Genomic DNA, 19455 nt, shown 5'->3' on the forward strand with positions numbered 1-19455 from the left:
GGCCTGGTGCGCGTGCGGTCCCTCCTGGCGCGCTGCGAGAGGACCGTGCCCGGAGAACCTGTGGAGTTCACCTTCTGTCAGGGGGCCCGCCGGCAGGACCGCGACGGAGCCTCCGGTGTAGTTGCTGGCCACCACCGCGCCCAGCGTCGGCAGGTAGACGACGTGGCACGGATGCCTGCCGCCGGAGCCCGCGGCGGCCACGGGGACGAGGCCGCCGTCGGCGACAGCCCAGGCTGTCACCTGGCCGTCGGAGCCCTCCTCCTCGTTGGCCGCGAACAGCCGGGTCGGGGTCTGCCCCTCGCACAGGAACGACGGCGCGGGCGTGACGACCACCAGCTCCGCGTCGCCCAGCACGCCGGTGCGGGATCGAGGCTGATCCGCCAGATGCCCTCACCGAGGCCCGTCGGGGTGCCCTGCCCGGCCGCCGGGTAGGTCCCCACCCAGAGGGTCCTACCGGTCATGGCGTCGGCTCCGCGGCAGGGTGCCCGTAGACGGAGTGCAGGATGCCCCGGATGTAGCCGAGCGCGAACACCCTCCCGAGCACGCTGTACCCGGGCCGGTCGTTGTCCTCACCGAACATGGTGGGGACGTGGTCCGGGCGGAGCGGACCGGAGAACCCGATCTCCCGGTATGCCTCCATGCACGCGACCATGTCGGTCTGGCCGTCGTCGTGGAACGTCTCGACGAAGGATTCGGCGGTGCCGCGCACATCCCGGTAGTGGATGAACGCGATGCGGTCCCCGAACTCCCGGATGGTGCCGGGCAGGTCGTCGGTCATCAGCGCGAAGTTCCCCTGGCAGAACGTCACCGCGTTGGAGCGCGAGTCGGACATGTCCAGCAGCCTGCGGTACCCGTCGATCGAGCTCGCGATGCGGGGCAGCGACCGGACGGTTGCGATGGGCGGATCGTCGGGATGGAGCGCCAGCCGCACGCCCGCCTCCTCCGCCTCGGGCAGCACCGCGTCGAGGAAGTACCGCAGCGCCCCCACAGCGACTCGTGCGTGACCTCGCCCTTCTCGACGAGCGGGCCGAGATCCTCGGCGGCCTGCAGCGAGAACCCGGTCACGAGGGCGCCGCCCCGGGTAGGGATGGCGATGTCGGTGCGGGCCCAGCTGGAAAGGGCCATCCAGTTGTAGCAGAGGACCGGGATCGACAGCTCGCCCATCGCCCGGATCTGGGTGATCACACGCTCGATCTCCTGGTCGCGACCCTCGAGCCCGAGCCTGGTCCGGTCCATCGGTGCCGTGTCCTCGATGGCGGCGAGCCGGAAGCCGTGCTCCGCGAAGACCGCCTGATCGTGCCGGATCGCCTCGAGGCCCCACGGTTCCGCGTGGGCGTCGACGGCGACGCTGCCCAGCCCGAGGGACTTGAACATGCGGTCCTCCTGCTCGGCACCCCTCAGGAACGACACCACGTCGTTGACGCCCGACTGCTTCAGGAGCGCCCACCAGGGCTGCGGCCGCGGGCTGAGAATCTCTGCGAGGTTGATCATCTAGTTCTCCTCTGGGGTGTCGGGAAGTGGCATGCGGTACCGCACGACGTGGTGGGAGTACCCACCGTCGACGGTGAGGGTGGCACCGGTGATGTAGCGTGCCTCGTCGGAGGCGAGGAAGACGACCGGACCCGCGACATCCTCGACGCCACCGACGTGACCGAGCGGGATCCATTCCGCGAACCTGTCGCGCCCGATCGTGTCGAGCACGTCCCGGTTCATCTCGGTCTCGATGGCGCCGGGTGCCACGACATTGGCCCGGATCCCGAAGGGGCCGAGCTCGACGGCGAGGGTCCGGGTGAACTGCTCGAGGCCCGCCTTCGCCGCGCCGTAGACCGAGTTCGCCCATGCGGGGACCGCCCGTGGATCGACGAGATGTTGATCACCGACGGGGACACGCCTTTCCTCAGCGCGGGCACCAGCCGGTTGGTCAGCAGGATGGGGGCCTCGAGATCGACCTTCAACTGGGTGGCCACGGCCGCCGGGTCGAGGTTGCCGACCGTGGTCAGGATCTCCATGCCCGCGTTGTTGACCAGGATGTCGAGCGCGGGGAAGCGCCCGAGCACCGCGGAGGCGAACGCGTCGATGCCGCGGAGATCGGCGAGGTCGGCCGCCAGGAAGGTGAAGCCGTGCTCATCGGCGAACCGCCTGCCGGATGCGTCCCCGCGCCCGTGCACGATCACCTCCGCTCCCTCGTGGGAGAGTGCGACCGCGATGGCCGCACCGATCCGCGGGTACCGCCCGTCACGAGCGCCCGACGCCCGGCCAGCCGTTGCGTCATGCGGACGCCCCGTCAGGGGCCGAGAGCGTGATGCGGAAGCGGAACTGCATGTCTCCGCCGTACCACTGGGGAAATGCCGTTCCCCACAGGTTGTTGTAGAGCGCGAAGTGCATGCCTCCCTCCAGCGGGAGGCGGTCCCTGTGGAACTGGAGCAGGCCTCGGGTGCCGGGCGCGACGAGGTGGGCGTCGAGGGAGTCGATCGCCACCCCGCCCGCACCGTCGGTGTACGTGATGCCGCGCCCGATGCCGTGCAGGTGCCTTCCGCCGTCTTCGACGACGTCGTCGGGATGGATGGATTGGCCGACCTTGTCCATGGCCCAGCCGTCCCTCCGGGTGCCTGCGAGCGGGAACGAGAGCCAGAGGGCCTCGGGCGACGGTTGGGCGTCTTGTCGCTGATCCAGACGCGCACGTCCACCGCGGCCTCACCCGGCACCGGAAGGTAGGAGACGGCGACCCGACCCGGCCAGGCGGTGAGGGGGTCGTCGGCGCCCTCGGGTGCCGAGAGCTCGGCGAAGACACCGTCCTGCCACCGGCGTGCGGCCGCGGCTGGGGCGACCCTGTCGACGTGCCGCGCGCCGTACCGGTCGAGGCCGGGCTTGCCGAAGTCGTTGGCGGCGAAGGCCGAGTGGTTGTACGTGGCCGAGTAGCGCGCGTAGTCGTCGACGTCATATCCGACATAGCTGAAGACGGAGGTGCCGTCGGGGGAGGCCCACTGCCTTCCGGTGCGCAGATCGACCAGGGAGGAGAGTGCCCCGGTGGCAGGGTCGATGCGCAGCGACACGAGGTCGTTGGCGGCCTCGAGGGACTCCTCGGCATCCTCCACGTCGGGGAACGGGGCGTGCATCGCGTCGAGCACCGCGGCCGCCTGAGAGGCGAGGGGCCCAGGGAGGACGGCGACCGCCTCCCGCGGGCGTCGCCGCTTCGTGGCCCACTCGGTGTCGACCGCCCGGTAGGGGTCCCGGTCGGTGCGGGCGGTGGCGAGTTCCGCCGGGGCGTAGGTGTCCCAGGAGCGCAGGTAGGCAGACGTGCTGAGTCCCCAGTTGTGCTCGGGGGCGGGGATGAGTTCCTCCAGCAGGGCGAGGTCCTCGGTGGAGCCGAGCTCGAGGCTGCCGTCCTCCAGCCAGCCCGAGCGCAGCCGCAGCACCTCCCGCAGGTCGGCGCTCTTGCGGGGATCGGACCCGGTCCCGTACATCCAGGTGTCGCCGATCTCCCGGGTCTCGACGGGCAGCGTGGCGGTCGACGCGGCGATCGCGTCACCGATCTCGGAGAGGTTCGTGGCGCGGACCTCCGCATTGGGGAACTTGCGCCGCAGGCTCGCGTAGGCGTGCCGGATCGACTCGGGGAGTGCGGGCCGGTGTTGTCGCCGTGGACGCGCATCGACACGGCGAGGGGGCCCCGGGGATGCGCACGGTGCTGCCGTAGGCGGCGAGGTCATGGTAGAGAACGGTGAGCTCGCGGCCCTGCTGGTCGCGCCACCGGAACAGGTTGCTGGTGGGTGCATTGAGGCCCTCGGTGGCGAGCCGGGAGAGTTCGGCTTCGGGGTGCCCTGATCCTGGTGGACCGGCTCGCCCGCGTTCCAGCGCACCGAGTCCGGATCGGGCACGTCGGCGGTCGAGGCCGGAAGGCCCCTCCGGGGCGTGTGGGACCTGCGGGGACCTGCATCCGGGGTTCACGCCGATGTCGAGGAAGGTGACGCCGGCGTCGGCGAGCGGTCCGATCAGCCCTCGGGTGTGTCCGGGCACGTCGGTGAGGCGCGCGGCGGTGGTCACCTTGCCGAAGCGCTCGTCGAGCCACCGGCTGAAACCGAGGGAACCCGCGATGCTCGACTCATCGAGGAGCTCCGTGTACCAGGTGAAGGGCAGGGCGTGCCAGGCGAGATCGCCTGCCACGATGGCCTCCTCGGCGCGGCGGCGGGCCGAGACATCGGGTTGGTTCAGGTGTCGGTAGAGCAGCCAGGCCGGTACGGTCCAGACGAACCGGTCCTCACCTTCGGCGCGGAGTCGGGCCGCCGTCTCGATGGCCCGGGGAGATGCGTCAGGTGGTAGTCGCGCATGACGTTGGCCTCCGTGTCGGTGTAGCCGACATCCAGGTGGCACTTGAACATCATGAGGACCTGCTCGACGGACTCGTCGGATACTTCCTTCATCGGACTCTGCTCTCTCGTGGGAGGGTGTTGGGGATATGACCCGGTGACCTCGGTGTCGGACCGGGAGTGGAGGGTCCGGGGTGGCGTCGGTGCCACCCCGGACGGTTCGGGGAGTGTCAGAGGACGCCGAAGGTGGTGAAGGCCTCGGTGGCCCCCATCCCCTCTGCGACCGCGGCCCGGAACTCCTTCTCGGCGGCCCGCTTTTCTGCGGCCTCCCGGACGATGTCGGCCGCGATCTCCGAGGGCACGATGACCACGCCGTCGTCGTCGGCGACGATCAGGTCGCCCGGGCGGATCGTCACCCCGTCGATCTCGATCTCGACCTGCTGGGCCACGATCTCGTGGCGTCCGAGGCTGTCGTAGGGGACGGTGCCGGTGGAGGCGACGGGGAAGTTCAGCCGACGCACTGCGGGGGTGTCGCGGATCTTGCCGTCGGTCAGGGCGCCGGCCGCCCCGCGCTGCTTGCAGGCCGTGGAGACGAGCTCGCCCCACACCGCCATGTCGACCGCGCGCCGGGTCGGGGTGACGAACACCTCGTCCCTGCCGATCGAGTCGAGTGCGGACAGCAGCCCGAGGAAGGGCGTCTCCGGCACTCCGGGGACCCGCTGCGATTCGACCGTGAACGCGTAGCCGACGACCGAGGTGCCCGGGACGAGCGGGTTGATCCCCGATGCGAGGCACTGGTTGCGCAGGCCCCGCTCATCCAGGCAGTCGGACAGGATGGCCGCGCTGAGCTCGGCCCTGATGAAATCGAGATCCAGGTTGCGCACCTGGCTGTCAACGTTGAACATTGTTCTCCTTGATGTGCGTGGTCAGCTCTTGACCGCTCCGCCAGTGAGTCCGGCGACGAATTGACGCTGCAGCGCGAAGAAGAGGAGCAGCGGAATCAGGGTGGTGATGGTGGCCGAGGCCATCAGCGGGCCGATGTTCGGGTCATGCTCGCCGATCAACGAGGCCAGCGTCACCGTGGATGTCGTCGAGTTCGAGCTGAGGAACACCAGCGCGAAGAGGAACTCGCTCCAGCTGACGATCAGGGTGTAGGCGCCCACCGAGATGAGCGCGGGCCAGGCCATCGGGAGGATCACGGTGAAGAGGATCCGCACGCGCGAGGCCCCATCGACGAGGGCGGCCTCGGTGAGTTCGTAAGGGAGGCTGCGGAAGAACCCGATCAGCATCCAGACCCCGACGGGCATGAACATCAGGCAGTAGACGATCGTGAGGCCGCCCAGCGAACCGGTGAGGCCCAGCGTGTTCCACAGCAGGAAGATCGGCACGAGCGTCGCCGTCTGCGGCAGCAGCTGGGTGAAGAGCGTGAGCCCGAGGACTCCGCCGACGCCGGGGAACTTCCACTGGGTGACCGCGTACGCCGCCGCGGACCCGAAGACGAGCACGACCAGGGTGGTCAGGATCGCGATGAGGCCCGAGTTTGCGACGGAGGCCAGGAGCTTGCCGTCGGCGGTCGCCTTGGCGAACTGGTCGAAGGTGAACTCCGTGGGGAACAGGGTCGGGCTGAGCCGTCCGAGTTCGGCATCGGTCTTGAAGGCCGAGATGACCATCCAGTAGATGGGGATGAGGGCGCCGATCAGCGCCGGGATGACGATGAACCAGCGGCCCAGGCCGGTGAGCCGGGACCGTCCTCGTGAGGTGCGTGTCATGACTGCTTCCTCCTGGCCGCGAGCACGTAGACGACGATCGCGACGCTCATCAGCAGGAAGGAGATGACCGACAGCGCCGAGCCCTGATCGAAGCGGTTGAAGACGAACGAGGTCTTGTAGATGTCGAAGGCCAGCGTGGTGGTGGAGGTGCCGGGGCCACCCTGCGTCATCGCGTAGGACAGGTCGAAGTAGTTGAACGTCCAGATGAAGGCCAGCAGGCCGGTGAGGATGAACACGTTCTTCAGGGCGGGCAGCACGATGTGGCGGACCCGCTTGAGGTAGCCGGCGCCGTCCAGCGCCGCGGCCTCGTACAGCTCGGTCGGGATCGCCTTGAGACCGGCCGAGAGCATCAGCATCCAGAAGGGGACGGCCTTCCACACGTTGGTGAACACCAGCGCGCCGAGGGCCGTGTTGGGGTCGCCGAGCCAGTCGTGGCCCGGGAGGCCGAACCAGGAGAGCACCTCGTTGGCGAGGCCGCCGATCGGGTTGTAGATCGTCAGCCACACGGCGCTGACCACGACGCCGGGCATCACCCACGGCGCGATCAGGAGGGTGCGGATGAAGCCGATCCCGCGCCCGGGCCGGTCGAGCGCGAGCGCGAGGATGAGGCCGAGCACCGCCTGGAAGGCCAGACCGGACACGGTCCACACGAGGGTCACCCAGATGGTGCCGCCGAGGTTGCCGAACTCGAAGAGCTGGCGGTAGATCTGCAGGCCCACGAACTCGCCGTCGTTGGTGCTGAGCCGGTTGACGTGCAGCGACGTCCAGAGGTTGTAGGCGACCGGGTAGATGACGAGCCAGGCTGCGACCAGCGCCGGGACGGCCGCCATCGTCCAGCCTCCCCAGTGGCGCCTGTCTGGGCGGAAGCCCCGGGCGGTTGTGCCCGGGGCCTCCGTGGTGCTGACGGTCACAGCAGGACCTGTTCGTTGACCTTCTTGTCGAACAGGGTCAGCTGCTCTACGACGTCCTTACCCTCGTTGACCGCGGCGCGGGCAGCGATCTCGAACTCGGCCGACACCTGGGCCATCTGGGGACGGGGCGGATCGGGAGGCCGCTGTGGGGCAGGATCTCCTTGAACGCGTCGTAGAAGGGGTCGCTGGCGAACGGTTCACCCTCCATGCCGTCGATGAGCGGCGGGAACGAGGTGCTGGACGCGAGCGTGGTGAGGTTCTCCGCCTTCTCGAAGTAGGCCAGGAACCGACCCGCGGCCTCCTGCTGCTTCGACTTGGCGTTCATGCCGATCTGCCAGCCGCCGGAGGTGGAGGCCGAGGGGTCACCGGCCTTCGGCACGGGGATGGGGGCGAGGGCGTAGTCCTCGCCGAGCTTGAGGTCGGGGCTGACCTTCAGCAGGGCGTCGCGGGCCCAGGGCCGGCGGTCATCATGGCGACCTGGCCCTCGGCGAACAGGGAGTAGCTGGTCTGCTCGCTCATGTTCGACTCGCCGGGGGAACGGCGCCGGTGGCCGCGATGCGCTGCAGCAGCGTGACGGCGGCGACGGCACCCTCGTTCTCGGCGGCGATGGCCTTGGGCGTGCCGTCGGGGTGAGAAGGGCTCCGTCGGCGGTCTTCATGTACGGGCCGACCGCCTCGTAGGCCATGGCGTAGTCGGAGTCGGTGCGGTACACGTAGCCGAACTTCCCGGAGTCCTTGAACTTCGCCACGGCGTCGACGAGCTCATCCCAGGTCTCCGGTGCCTTCGCGTTGCCCTCGGCGTCGACGATGCCGGCCTCCTTGAGCATCTTCGGGTTGTACCAGAAGGCGCGGGCGTCGGTGTCGATGGGCAGCGTGTACTGCTTCCCGTCGAGGGCGCCGACCTCGAGGAGGCCGGGGATGAACTTGTCCTTGGCCACGTCGTTGGCGGTGATGGCCTCGTCGAGCGGCGCGAGGTAGCCCGCCTGCTGCCAGGCCTGGACGTTCGGGTGGTTCACGCGGAACACGTCCGGGCCCTGACCCGCGCGGAGCGAGGTGTTGAGTTTCGTGTCGTAGTCGGCGAAGTTGATGGCGTCGACGTTGACCTTCACGTCAGGGTTGTCCGCCATGAACGCGTCGACGATCTTCTGCTCGGCGGCGAGCGTCCCCGGTGAGTTGGTGGTGGCCCACGTGATGGTGACCTGCGCCCCACCCGTCGGGGCCTCGGTCGAGCCCGAACCGCCGGTGTTGCCTGCGGTGGAGCAGCCGGTCATGGTGAGGGCGAGGGCGGATGCCAGAGCGACAGCCCAACGACTGTGTTGGTTCATGGAAACTCCTATCGATTGTCGCTTATCGGTGAAATGTAGGTTGCCCTATGATGTGTCGCATGTCAAGGGAGGCAAATGTGTCGACGTCCGAGCGCTTCGTGCTGAGCAAGGCCCTGTTGTCCGATCAGATCTACGACCTGTTGCGCCGCGAGTTGCTCGCCAACGAGAGGCCGCCGGGCAGCAGGTTGGTCGAGTCCGAGATCGCCCGCCAGCTCTCGGTCAGCCAGGCGCCCGTGCGGGAGGCCCTGCGACGCCTCACCCACGAGGGCATGGTCATGCAGATCCCACGGCGGGGAGCTTCGTGGCCGAGATTTCGGTCGACGGGGCGCGCGACGCATACGAGTTGCGCGCGACGTTGGAGCCGCTGGCCGTGACCGGGGCGATCCGGGAGGCCAACCCGGAGCTGGTCGCGACCCTGCGGGAGGCCCTCGGATACATGCTCACGGCGGCCGAGGAGGACGACCTCCCGGGCTTCATCGATGGCGATGTCACGTTCCACCGGGCCGTGTGGGCCGCCTCGGGCAACGAGCTGCTCCCAAGGTGTGGCAGCAGATCGAGCCCGCCATGCGCAACCTGACGTCGATCTCGAACCGCATGTTCTTCCGGGATCTGCGGCAGATCGCCCGCACCCATGAGCCGCTGCTGCGGGCCATCGCCAAGCGCGACCCGGGCGCCCCGGAGCTGTTCCGGGTGCACGTGACGGATGTCTGGCAGCGCCTCCTCGCCCAACCGGGCGGTGGGCGGACCGGCTAGGGGTCGGGTGGCCTGCCTCCGTGTAGCCCCGGCCACCGGCGAGCATGAACGCGATCCTGCGCGCGGACAGCTCGGTGACATGGGAGGCCACGTCACCCTGCTCGACCCAGTGCACGGCCCGGATCTCCCGGTCCGAGGGCACCAGCGTCGCGACCGTCGCGGCGTCGAGCACCCCGCCGTCGAAGATGAACTCGACGGCGTCGTCCCAGCCCAGGTAGGGCGGCATCCAGTCCGTGATGAGCGGCTGGCCGAGGCGGACGTCCAGCCCGATCTCCTCAACCAGTTCGCGCTCGGCGGCGACCCGTGGGGCTCGCCCACCTCGGCAACGCCGCCGGGCAGTTCCCAGTCGTCCTTGTAGGTCGTCTCGAGCAGCAGCACCCGCCCCGCCCCGTCCAGGAACAGGGCGTGTGCGATGACGCGCTTGGTGGGGAGGATGGAGTTGAGCACGCCGGAGTGCCCGTGCGGGCCGTAGACGGGGTCGACGTTGAGGCGCGAGTAGATCAGCACGTCGCGGAAGACGCCCGGCTCGGGCTCGATGGCCGAACGCAGCCTGCCCTCGAGTCGGAAGCCCGCGCGGTGCACCGCGGTGCGCGCCGCGTGGTCCCAATCGGGCAGCTCAACCTGCAGGCGGCGCAGATCGTGCCCGATCAGCACCTCGTCGGCGGCCTGCGAGACGGCCCGTGACAGGGTCTCCTGATCGACCCGCTGCTCACCCCAGCGCAGGCTGCCCACGCCGCCGTTGACGTCGACATGGACCTTGAACTCGCTCACGAGCCGACGTTGCGGCGCAGCCAGATCGATCCGAGCGGCGGGACGGTGACGCGGGCCCGCGCCGGGAAGTGGCCCACGGCTCTCCGGTGGCGTGCACCTCGCCCAGGTTGCCGAACTCGCCGGAGCCGTCGTAGATGGGGCATCGGTGTTGAGGATCTCCTCCCACGCACCGTCCTCCGGCAGGCCGATCTCGTAGTCGCGCAGCGGCTCGGGGAGAAGTTCGTGACGCACGCGACATGGTTGCCGCGGGAGTCGTTGCGCACCCAGGCCAGCGTGTCGCGCGAGGCGTCGTCGGCGTTGATCCAGGTGAAGCCCGTCGGGTCGTTGTCCAGCTCGTAGAGGGCGCTGTTGTCGCGGTACACGTGGTTGAGATCGCGGAAGAGGCGCTGCAGGCCGCCGTGGCCCCAGAGCTCCGAGACCCACCACTCGAGGCTGACGGACTCGTCGAACTCGGGCCGCTGGCCGAACTCGCAGCCCATGAACACCAACTGCTTACCGGGGAAGCTCCACATGAACGAGTAGAACGCGCGCAGCGTCGCGAACTTGCGCCAGTCGTCCTGCGGCACCTTGTTGATCATCGAGCCCTTGCCGTGCACCACCTCGTCGTGGCTGATCGGCAGCACGAAGTTCTCCGAGTACTGGTAGACCATCGCGAAGGTGAGCAGGTTGTGCTCGTACTGGCGGTAGATGGGGTCGAGCTGCAGGTAGCGCAGCGTGTCGTTCATCCAGCCCATGTTCCACTTGAAGCCGAACCCCAGGCCGCCCTCGTGCACCGGCTTGGTGACCCCGCGAAGCTGGTGGACTCCTCCGCCACCATCACGACGCCGGGCTCACGCTCGTACAGGTGCCGGTTGACATAGCGCAGGAAGTCGATCGCCTCGAGGTTCTCCCGGCCGCCGAACTCGTTGGGCACCCACTGACCCTCCTCGCGGGAGTAGTCGAGGTAGATCATGGACGCGACCGCGTCGACGCGGAGACCGTCGACGTGGAACTCCTTGATCCAGTACAGCGCGTTGCTGACCAGGAAGCTCTTCACCTCGTTGCGGCCGTAGTTGAAGATGTAGGTGCCCCAGTCCATGTGCTCGCCCTGGCGGGGATCGGAGTGCTCGTACAGGGCGGTGCCGTCGAAGCGGCCCAGCGCCCACTCGTCCTTCGGGAAGTGACCGGGGACCCAGTCCATGATCACGCCGATTCCAGCCTGGTGGAGCCGGTCGATCAGGTGACGGAGATCGTCGGGCCTGCCGAAGCGTGACGTGGGGGAGAAGTAGCCGGTGACCTGGTAACCCCAGCTCGGCTCGAACGGGTGCTCGGCAAGCGGCATGAACTCGACGTGCGTGTAGCCCTGCCACTTGACGTAGCTGACCAGTTCCTCGGCCAGGTCGAGGTAGCTCTTACCCCGGCGCCAGCCACCGAGGTGCACCTCGTAGACGCTCATCGGCTCCGCGTGGGCGCGGGAGGCCTTCCTGCGCTCCATCCAGTCGTCGTCGGACCAGGCGTACTTCGACTCGTAGACGATGGACGCGTTGTCCGGCGCCTGCTCGCTGAACCTGGCCATGGGATCGACCTTCTCGACCCAGTGGCCGTCACCGGTCTCGATGCGGTACTTGTACAGGGTCCCTCATCGAGGCCCTCGATGAAGACCGCCCAGACGCCGCTGCCGGGGACGAGCTCCATCGCGTCGCCGGTCCACCAGTTGAAGTCGCCGATCACCTGGACGGAGCGCGCGTTGGGTGCCCACACCGCGAACCGCACGCCCGTGACGTCACCCCGCTCCGCGTCGTGCAGCGTCACGACATGCGAGCCCAGCCTCCGCCAGAGTTCGGTGTCACCGCCGTTGTGGAACCCCTCCAGGTCCCAGCCGGTGAGTCCTCCGAACCGGTCGTGCGCCATGGTCATGCTCCTTCGGGAAGTGTTGAAAGGAAATCTAGCGGTACTCGGATGAGCTGGGGCGGTACCGGGCCTCATACGCAACCTCGTATCCGGCCTTGTCCGTCTCGTAGCCCGCGAGCAGCGGGTCGGGCGTGGCCGGATCGAGCCCGTAACCGGTCAGGAACGCGGCCCGGCAGGCTTCGAGCCATCCCGCGTCCGCGTCGCCCGCGGCGGCTGCGTAGCCGAACGAGCGGAGCATCCCCGCGACGTCCCGCAGCGGTGAGTCGGGGCGGCGGCGCTCGTCCAGGGACTTCAACGGCTCGCCCTCGAAGTCGACGTAGATCCAGCGGCCGCCCGTCAGGAGCACCTGGCCCAGGTGGCAGTCGCCGTGCACCCGCTGAACGGGAACCGGTGTGTTGGCCACCTCATCGAAGACCCGCTCCGCCCTTGCACGGTACGCGGCGGCCTCGGCGAACTCGTCGGCCACGCCCCCGAACCGGACCCGGAAGCCGGCAGCCACCTCGGAACCCCCCAGGGTGCCCGTGCCGAGCTTCTCCGCGAGGATCCGGTGCACGGTGGCGAGGGCCTCCCCGAGCGAGCGCGCGTGGTCGGAGAAGTCGCGTGCGGCGGCGGCGTGCTCGCAGGCCAGCACGTATCCGTCGGTCGGGTCAGGCAGCGCCTCGAGGAACACGGCGAGGTCGGTTCCGTCGACGCTCCAGGAGCCGTACAGCTCGGCGACCACCCCGCTGCCGCGGAGCACCCGGTGCAGCTCGACGTCGATGTTGCTGCCCGGCTCGATGCGCCGGAACACCTTGGCCAGGAGTTCGTCACCGTAGAAGATGCTCGTGTTGGACTGCTCGCCGGTGAACCGGCGGGCGGTGAGCCCGGTCGGCACCGGCCGCAGCGACTCGAAGCCCGGTGCACCCTCGCGCAGCAGGTCGAGCAGGATGCCCGCATCGTCGCACGCGTCGATGGGGCGGCGCCGTCGCTGTAGAGCAGCGGGATCAGGTAGCGCTCCCGGTGACCGTCGTCGAACTCGACGACGAGGATGGCGGGTCGGAGCCCCGGGCCGGGATCCGGGGTCGAGGCCCAGTCACCGAGCTCGACGCCCACCGGACGGCCGGCGCGGCCCGAGAACCAGCGCTGGCCCTGTGCAAGCGACCAGAGTGTGCCGGTGAGCTCGGTGTCGTTCATGACACCGTCACGTGCAGCACGTGGCCGGGGCGGCCCGGGTACAGCCGGACGTAGGCTTCGCGGCCCACAGGTACGTCTCGCCGCTGAGCTCGTCGTGCACCGACACCTGTGAGGCGGCGGGGAAGCCGAGGGCTGCGAGATCGAGGTAGACCTGCGACTCGACGGTGTTGTCCGGATCGAGCGAACACACCACGAGCACGGTGTCGTCGCCGTCGCGCTTGGAGAACGCGAGCACGGAGTCGTGGGGGCGTGGTGGAAGGCGACGTCTCGCAGCTGCTGCAGCGCGGGGTGCACCTCGCGGATCTCGTTGAGCCGGCCGAGCAGGACATTCAGGTTGGGCTGCGCGTCGTAGTCGCGGGGGCGGAACTGGAACTTCTCGGAGTCCAGGTACTCCTCCTTCCCCGGGCGAGGGCCTCATGCTCGAACAGCTCGAAGCCCGAGTAGACCCCCAGGACGGCGACATCGTCGCCGCGAGGATCGCGCGGATGGCGAACGCCGCCGGGTTGCCCGACTGCAGGTGGAACGGGTTGATGTCGGGCGTGTTGACGAAGAAGTTGGGCCGGTAGTACGACGCCATCTCGGTGGAGAGCTCGGTGAGGTACTCCGTCAGCTCCCACTTCGCGGTGCGCCAGGTGAAGTACGTGTACGACTGCTGGAAGCCGACCTTGCCGAGCGCGGCCATCATCTGCGGCTTGGTGAACGCCTCCGCCAGGAAGATCACCTCCGGGTGACGGTCGTTGACCCGCCCGATCAGCCAGTCCCAGAATTCGACCGGCTTGGTGTGCGGATTGTCGATGCGGAACACGGTGACGCCGTGGTCGATCCAGAACTCGATGATCCGCAGCACCTCGTGGTAGATGCCCACCGGGTCGTTGTCGAAGTTGATGGGGTAGATGTCCTGGTACTTCTTCGGCGGGTTCTCCGCGTACGCGATCGTGCCGTCGAGCCGCCTGGTGAACCACTCGGGATGGGCCTCCACCCAGGGATGGTCGGGGGAGGCCTGCAGGGCGATGTCGAGTGCGATCTCGACATCGAGCGAGCGCGCCTTGGCCACGAAGGCATCGAAGTCGTCGATCGTGCCCAGGTCGGGGTGGACGGCATCGTGGCCGCCGTCGGCCGACCCGATCGCCCACGGCGAGCCGGGATCTTCCGGCCCGGGGTGAGCGTGTTGTTCGGGCCCTTCCGGAACGAGCGTCCGATGGGATGGATCGGCGGCAGGTAGATGACGTTGAAGCCCATCGCGGCGGCCGCCTCGAGCCTCCCGTGCGAGGAGGCGAAGGTGCCGGAGTGCCAGTGCCCGTCGTCGTCGCGCCAGGCTCCCTGGGAACGCGGGAAGAACTCGTACCAGGACGAGTAGAGCGCGCGGCGGCGCTCCACGCGCACCGGGTGGTCCGGGGTGGGGGAGACGAACTCGCGGGGGCCGAACCGGGCCATCGCCCGCGTGATCGGCGCGGAGGCGATCAACTCGAGGACCTCCTCGAGGTCGGTTCCGCGCGTCAGGGTCTGCGCCGCGCCACGCAGGAGCGCAGCGGCGCCTGGCGTCCGCTGCGCCTCGGCCTGGAGGGCGGCCCGCTCCAGCAGGTCCCTTCCCTCCATGTGGACGAGGTCGACGTCGACGTCGGCCGGCAGCTTCTTCTCGGCGGCGTGCGTCCAGGTGCCCCAGGGATCCGACCAGCCCTCGATGCGGAATGTCCAGTCTCCGGGCTCGGCCATCCGGATGTTGGCCTGCCAGATGTCGAGGCCCATGGGCTCGACCTGCGTCATGTCGATCCGGCGCTGCGTGCCCTGCGGCGACGTGAGGATCACGGAGGCGTTGACGGCGTCGTGGCCTTCGCGGAACACATTGGCCTGGACGAGGAGCCGCTCATGGGTCACGGCCTTGACCGGGTAGGCGCCGCCCTCGAGGACCGGGCTCACCCCGGTGACCGGGATGCGGCCGAAGCCCCCATCGGTGCGGATGATTCGCCTGCCGGCTCGGGCCGGGATCTGCTCGCTCACGGGTTCAGCCTAGCCGGGATGGGGCCGCACGTGTCCCAGGGCGGCGTGTGGTCAGCCTCTCGGGGAACGCCCGGCCGAGCGCTCCTTGTGTTTCAGCTCCATCAGCTCCTCGACGGTGGTGTGCACGTCGACGCGCATCATCACCACCGCCCGGGGAGGCATCAGGAACGGGGCCGCGGCGGGCATCCGCACCCCGGTGACCACCTCGTAGTCGGTCGCCGTGTGCCACACCACCTCAAAGCCGTATCCCCACGGGAGCCCGGGGAGCTTGACGACGGCCGGATCGGGGGAACTGCTGAACCAGGTGAGGAACGCCTCCGTCTCGTTGGAGACGTACATGCCGAGCAGGCGGCGGGAACCGTCGTGCCACGCGTCGTGACCCATCTGGCCGCCGACGCCGTCCATCCAGGTGAGGTCGACGCGCTGAAGGTTGCCGCCGTTGGGGCCGAGCACCTCGGTGTGGTACGCGAACTCCTCGGGCCGCAGCACCACATGGTCGCGCCGGAGCGCGAGCAGGTCGCGGATCTTCTGCTGCACGTCCCGCCACTCCGGTTCGATCGACCAGTCCACCCAGGAGAGCCTCGAATCCTGGCAGTAGGCGTTGTTGTTGCCGCGCTGGGTGCGTCCGAACTCGTCGCCCGCGGTCAGCATGGGGGTGCCGAGCGCCAGCACCTGCGTCGCCATCATGTTGAGCACCTGCCTGCGGCGCAGTGACCGGATCTCTGGATCGGCCGTCTCGCCCTCCCAGCCATGGTTCCAGGAGTGGTTGTTGTCGGATCCGTCGCGGTTCGACTCGCCGTTGGCGAGGTTGTGCTTGACGTCGTAACTGACCAGGTCGCGCAGGGTGAACCCGTCGTGCGCCGTGACGAAGTTGATGCTCGCCTGGGGAGTCCTGCCCGGGCTGTCGAACAGATCGGGCGAGCCGGCGAGCCGGGTGGCCAGCTCCTGCACGCCGTGCACCGAGCCGCGCCAGTAGTCGCGCACGTGGTCGCGGAACCGGTCGTTCCACTCGCTCCAACCGGGGCCCCACGCCCCGACCTGGTAGCCGTACGGGCCCACGTCCCACGGCTCGGCGATCATCTTGATCCCGTCGAAGACCGGGTCGGCCGCGATGGCCTCCTTGAACCCGTGGGAGTGGTCGACGTGGTGCTGCGCGTCGCGGATCAGCGTCGTCGCCAGATCGAATCGGAAGCCGTCGACCCCCATCTCGGTGACCCAGTAGCGCAGCGAGTCGAGCACCAGCTGCAGCACCATCGGGTTCGACGTGTCGACCGAGTTGCCGCATCCGGTGACGTCGTAGTCGTCACGGAGGTCGTTGGTCAGCCGGTAGTAGGCGATGCTGTCGATACCGCGCATCGACAGTGTGGGCCCCTCGATCCCGGCCTCCCCGGTGTGGTTGTAGACCACGTCGAGGATGACCTCGATCCCGGCCCTGTGCAGGGCGGAGACCATCTGCTTGAAGTCGTCGACCTGGCTGCCGACGGTGCCGCGGGGCGCGTAGGCGGCCTGCGGCGCGAAGAAGCCGATCGTGTTGTAGCCCAGTAGTTGCGCATCCCCTTCTCCGCGATGAAAGGTTCGCTCACGAAATGCTGCAGGGGAGGAACTCGACGGCCGTGATGCCGAGCTCGACAAGGTGTTCGATCACGGCGGGTTCGGCGAATCCGAGGTAGGAGCCGCGCAGGTGCTCGGGGACATCGGGATGCAGCTTCGTGAAACCACGCAGGTGGGCCTCGTAGATCACGGTCTCTGCCATGGGTCGCCGTCGCGCGACGGGCACGGGTGGCGCGGAGTCCGCCACCACGACGCCGACGGGGACCGCCCCGACTGAGTCCTCCGTCGACATCGACTCGACGTTGCCCGGCGTGTGGTCGAGGATGGGGCCGTGGAAGTCGATGCCGCCCACCACGGCGCGCGCGTAGGGGTCGAGGAGCAGGCGGTTCGGGTTGAAGCGGAGGCCCTCGTGCGGGGCCCATGGGCCCGCCACCCTGAAGCCGTAGTGCTGGCCCTCGCCGATGCCCGCCACATCGACCGACCAGATGCCGTCGAGGTCACGCGTCATCGGGTGGCGCGACTGATTGTTGAGCGAGTCGATCAGGACCAGGTCGACCCCCTCGGCGCGGGGGCCCACAGCGCGAAGGCCACCCCGTCCGGGGTGACGTGGGCGCCGAGGCGGTCGGTATCGGGAACATGCATGGTGCGGATCAGGGCCTTAGGGTCTTCCGGCGTAACTCGCCAATTCTGTCAGCTTTCCGGCCAGGAGGCACGATCGGCCGGATCGGTAGAGTTGCGGACATGTCGGTCTATCTCGATCACGCGGCCACCACGCCCATGCGGGCCGAGGCCGTGGAGGCGTTCGTGGCGGCCTCGGGGATCGTCGGCAACCCCGCCTCGCTGCACCGACCCGGCCAACGGGCCAGGGCCGCGCTCGAGGAGGCCCGCGAGGAGCTCGCCGGGGCGGTGGGTGCGCACCCGAGCGAGGTGATCTTCACCTCCGGGGGCTCGGAGGCCGACTCCATCGCCGTCCTGGGCGGCGCGGCGGCCCGCCTCACGGAGGGCCGCGACCGGATCCTCGTCTCGGCCGTCGAACATCCCGCGGTGCTCGGCGCGGTGCGGCGCGGGGCGCTCACGCTGCCCGTCACACCCGAAGGCCTCGTCGACCTCGAAGCGGCCGCGGCCCTGATCGACCCGCGCGTCGCGGTGGTGTCGGTGATGACGGTCAACAACGAGACCGGCGTCGTGCAGCCCGTCGAGGAGATCCGCAGGCTCGCAGTGCGGGCAGGGGCGTGGATGCACAGCGATGCTGTGCAGGCCCTCGGCCACCTCGAGGTGGATTTCGCGGCAGGGGCGCTCGAACTGATGAGCCTCTCGGCGCACAAGATCGGCGGCCCCGTCGGCATCGGGGCGCTGCTCGCCCGCAGGGCCGTCGTCCCCTCTCCCATCGGACTGGGCGGGGGCCAGGAGCGCGGGGTGCGCTCGGGAACCAACGCCGTCGCGCTGGCGGCCGCGTTCGCGCGGGCCGCGACGCTGGCCGCCCTCGGGCGGGAGGCGGAGGCGGAGCGGCTCACCGCGCTGCGCGACCGCGTGGCGGCCGCGGCCCTGGCCGCGGGGGGCAGGCTCAACAGCCGGCCTGACGGCGCCCCGCACATAGTCAACGCCACCTTCGACGGGATCCGCGCCGACGCGCTCCTGTTCCTGCTGGATCAGCGCGGCGTCCACGCCTCCGTCGGTTCCGCCTGCCGGGCGGGCGTGCACCAACCCAGTGACGTGCTGCTCGCCATGGGGCGCAGCGCCGACGAGGCGGCCCAGTCGCTGCGCTTCTCGTTGGGACGCACCACGACCCCGTCCGACATCGACCGGCTCGTGGAGGTCCTTCCGCTCGCGGTCGATCAGGCGCGCGGCGCGTAGACTGGCCCGGCTCACTGACTTCAGAAGAGGAGATTCGTGCGGGTACTTGTCGCCATGTCGGGTGGGGTCGACTCCGCCGTCGCCGCTGCGCGCCTCGTCGCGCAGGGCCACGACGTCACCGGCGTGCACCTGGCGCTGTCGCGGAACCCCGCCTCGTACCGCTCCGGCGCACGCGGCTGCTGCTCGCTGGAGGACTCACACGACGCACGGCGCGTCGCGGACAAGCTCGACATCCCCTTCTACGTGTGGGACTTCGCCGAGGAGTTCCACGAGGCCGTCGTCGAGGACTTCGTCGCCGAGTACCGGGCAGGCCGCACGCCCAACCCGTGCCTGCGCTGCAACGAGAAGATCAAGTTCGCCGCCGTCCTCGACCGCGGCATCGCGCTAGGGTTCGACGCGGTCGCCACCGGGCACTACGCCGACCTGCGACGCCACGACGACGGCAGCGTCACGCTGCACCGCGCCGCAGACGGCGCCAAGGACCAGTCCTACGTGCTCGGCATGCTGAACCGCGACCAACTCTCCCGCTGCCTCTTCCCGCTGTTCGACGTCGAGAAGCCCTCGTGCGGCAGGAGGCCCGCGCCCTCGGGTTCGGGGTGGCGAAGAAGCCGGACTCGCACGACATCTGCTTCATCGCCGACGGCGACACCCAGGGCTTCCTCGCGCGCCACATCGACGACGCGCCCGGCGACATCATCGACTCCTCCGGCGCGGTGCTCGGCACCCACCGCGGCACGCACCGCTACACCGTCGGCCAGCGCAAGGGCCTCGACCTGCGCGTGCCGGCGCCGGGCGGCGAACCCCGCTACGTGCTGAGCATCGAGCCCGTCTCCCGCACGGTCGTGGTGGGGGCCCGTGACGACCTCGCCGTCACCCGGCTCACCTGCATCCGGCCCACCTGGACCGGCGACCCCGTCGAGGGCGCGTTCCGCGGCTCGGCGCAGTACCGGGCCCACGGCCTCGCCCAGGCCGCAACGGTCGAGGCGACCGACGGCGGCCTCACGGTCGCGCTCGACGAGCCCGCCTCGGGAGTCGCGCCCGGCCAGACGGTGGTCGTCTACGAGGCCGACCGCGTCGTCGGCAGCGCCGTCATCGCCGGGGCGCTCTGATGCGGATCACCGCCTCCGGGTCGCTCCCGGGCACGGACCTGCGCGGCG

General features: G+C 69.5%; 14 protein-coding genes and 9 pseudogenes. 5 read left to right on the plus strand and 18 right to left on the minus strand.

Going from position 1 to position 19455, the window contains the following annotated elements; all coding sequences use genetic code 11:
- Positions 1-39: 39 nt before the first annotated feature.
- The 12 genes and pseudogenes from G7085_RS35875 to G7085_RS21205 all read right to left on the minus strand — a co-directional run.
- Positions 40-333: pseudogene (locus G7085_RS35875) on the minus strand (beta-propeller fold lactonase family protein); the annotation flags it as partial.
- The gene (locus G7085_RS21155; protein ID WP_197513132.1) at positions 237-461 is read right to left on the minus strand and encodes a hypothetical protein; all 225 of its coding nucleotides are present in this window, start codon (positions 459-461) and stop codon (positions 237-239) included. The pseudogene G7085_RS35875 and the gene G7085_RS21155, both read right to left, overlap by 97 nt.
- Positions 458-988 (minus strand): mannonate dehydratase, encoded by a 531-nt coding sequence (locus G7085_RS21165; RefSeq protein ID WP_331715865.1) that lies wholly within the window; start codon positions 986-988, stop codon positions 458-460. The genes G7085_RS21155 and G7085_RS21165 overlap by 4 nt, the downstream gene beginning before the upstream one ends.
- Before the next feature lie 83 nt (positions 989-1071).
- Positions 1072-1491: pseudogene (locus G7085_RS31440) on the minus strand (mannonate dehydratase); the annotation flags it as partial.
- Positions 1492-1797: pseudogene (locus G7085_RS31445) on the minus strand (SDR family NAD(P)-dependent oxidoreductase); the annotation flags it as partial.
- Positions 1710-3464 (minus strand): SDR family NAD(P)-dependent oxidoreductase, encoded by a 1755-nt coding sequence (locus G7085_RS21175; protein ID WP_197512417.1) that lies wholly within the window; start codon positions 3462-3464, stop codon positions 1710-1712. The pseudogene G7085_RS31445 and the gene G7085_RS21175, both read right to left, overlap by 88 nt.
- Before the next feature lie 61 nt (positions 3465-3525).
- The gene (locus tag G7085_RS21180; RefSeq protein WP_197512419.1) at positions 3526-4161 is read right to left on the minus strand and encodes a polysaccharide deacetylase family protein; all 636 of its coding nucleotides are present in this window, start codon (positions 4159-4161) and stop codon (positions 3526-3528) included.
- A gap of 44 nt (positions 4162-4205) precedes the next feature.
- A complete protein-coding gene (locus G7085_RS21185) occupies positions 4206-4418 on the minus strand; it encodes a hypothetical protein (protein ID WP_197512421.1) in 213 nt (70 codons plus the stop codon).
- Positions 4419-4534: 116 nt separating this feature from the next.
- Positions 4535-5209 carry an RraA family protein gene (locus G7085_RS21190; RefSeq protein WP_197512423.1) on the minus strand — a complete coding sequence of 225 codons (675 nt, stop codon included), beginning with the start codon at positions 5207-5209 and terminating at the stop codon, positions 4535-4537.
- 21 nt (positions 5210-5230) lie between these two features.
- Entirely contained in the window at positions 5231-6073 is an 843-nt protein-coding gene (locus G7085_RS21195; protein WP_197512424.1) for a carbohydrate ABC transporter permease, read from the minus strand.
- On the minus strand, positions 6070-6984 hold the full coding sequence (locus G7085_RS21200) for a carbohydrate ABC transporter permease (RefSeq protein WP_197512426.1): 915 nt from the start codon (positions 6982-6984) through the stop codon (positions 6070-6072). Before G7085_RS21200 ends, G7085_RS21195 begins: the two co-directional genes overlap by 4 nt.
- Before the next feature lie 46 nt (positions 6985-7030).
- On the minus strand, positions 7031-8254 hold the full coding sequence (locus G7085_RS21205) for an ABC transporter substrate-binding protein (RefSeq protein ID WP_197512428.1): 1224 nt from the start codon (positions 8252-8254) through the stop codon (positions 7031-7033).
- A gap of 113 nt (positions 8255-8367) precedes the next feature.
- On the opposite strand from G7085_RS21205, the gene G7085_RS35880 reads away from it, so the two are divergent.
- The 3 genes from G7085_RS35880 to G7085_RS35890 are packed head-to-tail and all read left to right on the plus strand — an operon-like array spanning position 8368 to position 9061.
- Positions 8368-8682, plus strand: a complete 315-nt coding sequence (locus tag G7085_RS35880; RefSeq protein WP_197512430.1) for a GntR family transcriptional regulator — start codon at positions 8368-8370, stop codon at positions 8680-8682.
- Complete coding sequence (locus G7085_RS35885; protein ID WP_197512431.1) at positions 8679-8885, plus strand: FCD domain-containing protein; 207 nt, start codon at positions 8679-8681, stop codon at positions 8883-8885. Before G7085_RS35880 ends, G7085_RS35885 begins: the two co-directional genes overlap by 4 nt.
- Positions 8849-9061 (plus strand): hypothetical protein, encoded by a 213-nt coding sequence (locus tag G7085_RS35890; RefSeq protein ID WP_408647149.1) that lies wholly within the window; start codon positions 8849-8851, stop codon positions 9059-9061. The genes G7085_RS35885 and G7085_RS35890 overlap by 37 nt, the downstream gene beginning before the upstream one ends.
- Positions 9062-9209: 148 nt before the next feature.
- Here the strand turns inward: G7085_RS35890 and G7085_RS35895 are convergent.
- From G7085_RS35895 to glgX, 6 genes and pseudogenes are all read right to left on the minus strand, one after another.
- Positions 9210-9668: pseudogene (locus G7085_RS35895) on the minus strand (hypothetical protein); the annotation flags it as partial.
- A gap of 160 nt (positions 9669-9828) precedes the next feature.
- Positions 9829-11722 (minus strand): annotated as a pseudogene (glgB, locus tag G7085_RS21230) (1,4-alpha-glucan branching protein GlgB).
- Between the two features lie 34 nt (positions 11723-11756).
- Positions 11757-12596 carry a phosphotransferase gene (locus G7085_RS21235; protein ID WP_197512434.1) on the minus strand — a complete coding sequence of 280 codons (840 nt, stop codon included), beginning with the start codon at positions 12594-12596 and terminating at the stop codon, positions 11757-11759.
- An 83-nt stretch (positions 12597-12679) separates the two neighbouring features.
- Positions 12680-12895 (minus strand): annotated as a pseudogene (locus G7085_RS35900) (maltokinase N-terminal cap-like domain-containing protein); the annotation flags it as partial.
- Positions 12892-14893 (minus strand): annotated as a pseudogene (locus G7085_RS21245) (alpha-1,4-glucan--maltose-1-phosphate maltosyltransferase). The pseudogenes G7085_RS35900 and G7085_RS21245, both read right to left, overlap by 4 nt.
- Before the next feature lie 51 nt (positions 14894-14944).
- Positions 14945-17086 (minus strand): annotated as a pseudogene (gene glgX, locus G7085_RS21250) (glycogen debranching protein GlgX).
- A 99-nt stretch (positions 17087-17185) separates the two neighbouring features.
- On the opposite strand from glgX, the gene G7085_RS21255 reads away from it, so the two are divergent.
- Positions 17186-18298 carry a cysteine desulfurase family protein gene (locus G7085_RS21255; RefSeq protein WP_197512435.1) on the plus strand — a complete coding sequence of 371 codons (1113 nt, stop codon included), beginning with the start codon at positions 17186-17188 and terminating at the stop codon, positions 18296-18298.
- Positions 18299-18352: 54 nt separating this feature from the next.
- Positions 18353-19407 (plus strand): annotated as a pseudogene (mnmA, locus tag G7085_RS21260) (tRNA 2-thiouridine(34) synthase MnmA).
- Positions 19408-19455 lie beyond the last annotated feature (48 nt).

This window comes from Tessaracoccus coleopterorum, from assembly GCF_011174705.1.
In the GTDB taxonomy this organism is placed as follows: domain Bacteria; phylum Actinomycetota; class Actinomycetes; order Propionibacteriales; family Propionibacteriaceae; genus Arachnia; species Arachnia coleopterorum.

Bases quoted from the DNA above. Each gene is read 5' to 3' on its own strand.
- G7085_RS21175 (WP_197512417.1), bottom strand. From the start codon at position 3,464: ATGTACGGGACCGGGTCCGATCCCCGCAAGAGCGCCGACCTGCGGGAG.
- G7085_RS35880 (WP_197512430.1), top strand. From the start codon at position 8,368: ATGTCAAGGGAGGCAAATGTGTCGACGTCCGAGCGCTTCGTGCTGAGC.
- G7085_RS21205 (WP_197512428.1), bottom strand. From the start codon at position 8,254: ATGACCGGCTGCTCCACCGCAGGCAACACCGGCGGTTCGGGCTCGACC.
- G7085_RS21185 (WP_197512421.1), bottom strand. From the start codon at position 4,418: ATGAAGGAAGTATCCGACGAGTCCGTCGAGCAGGTCCTCATGATGTTC.
- G7085_RS21155 (WP_197513132.1), bottom strand. From the start codon at position 461: ATGACCGGTAGGACCCTCTGGGTGGGGACCTACCCGGCGGCCGGGCAG.
- G7085_RS21190 (WP_197512423.1), bottom strand. From the start codon at position 5,209: ATGTTCAACGTTGACAGCCAGGTGCGCAACCTGGATCTCGATTTCATC.
- G7085_RS21195 (WP_197512424.1), bottom strand. From the start codon at position 6,073: ATGACACGCACCTCACGAGGACGGTCCCGGCTCACCGGCCTGGGCCGC.
- G7085_RS21255 (WP_197512435.1), top strand. From the start codon at position 17,186: ATGTCGGTCTATCTCGATCACGCGGCCACCACGCCCATGCGGGCCGAG.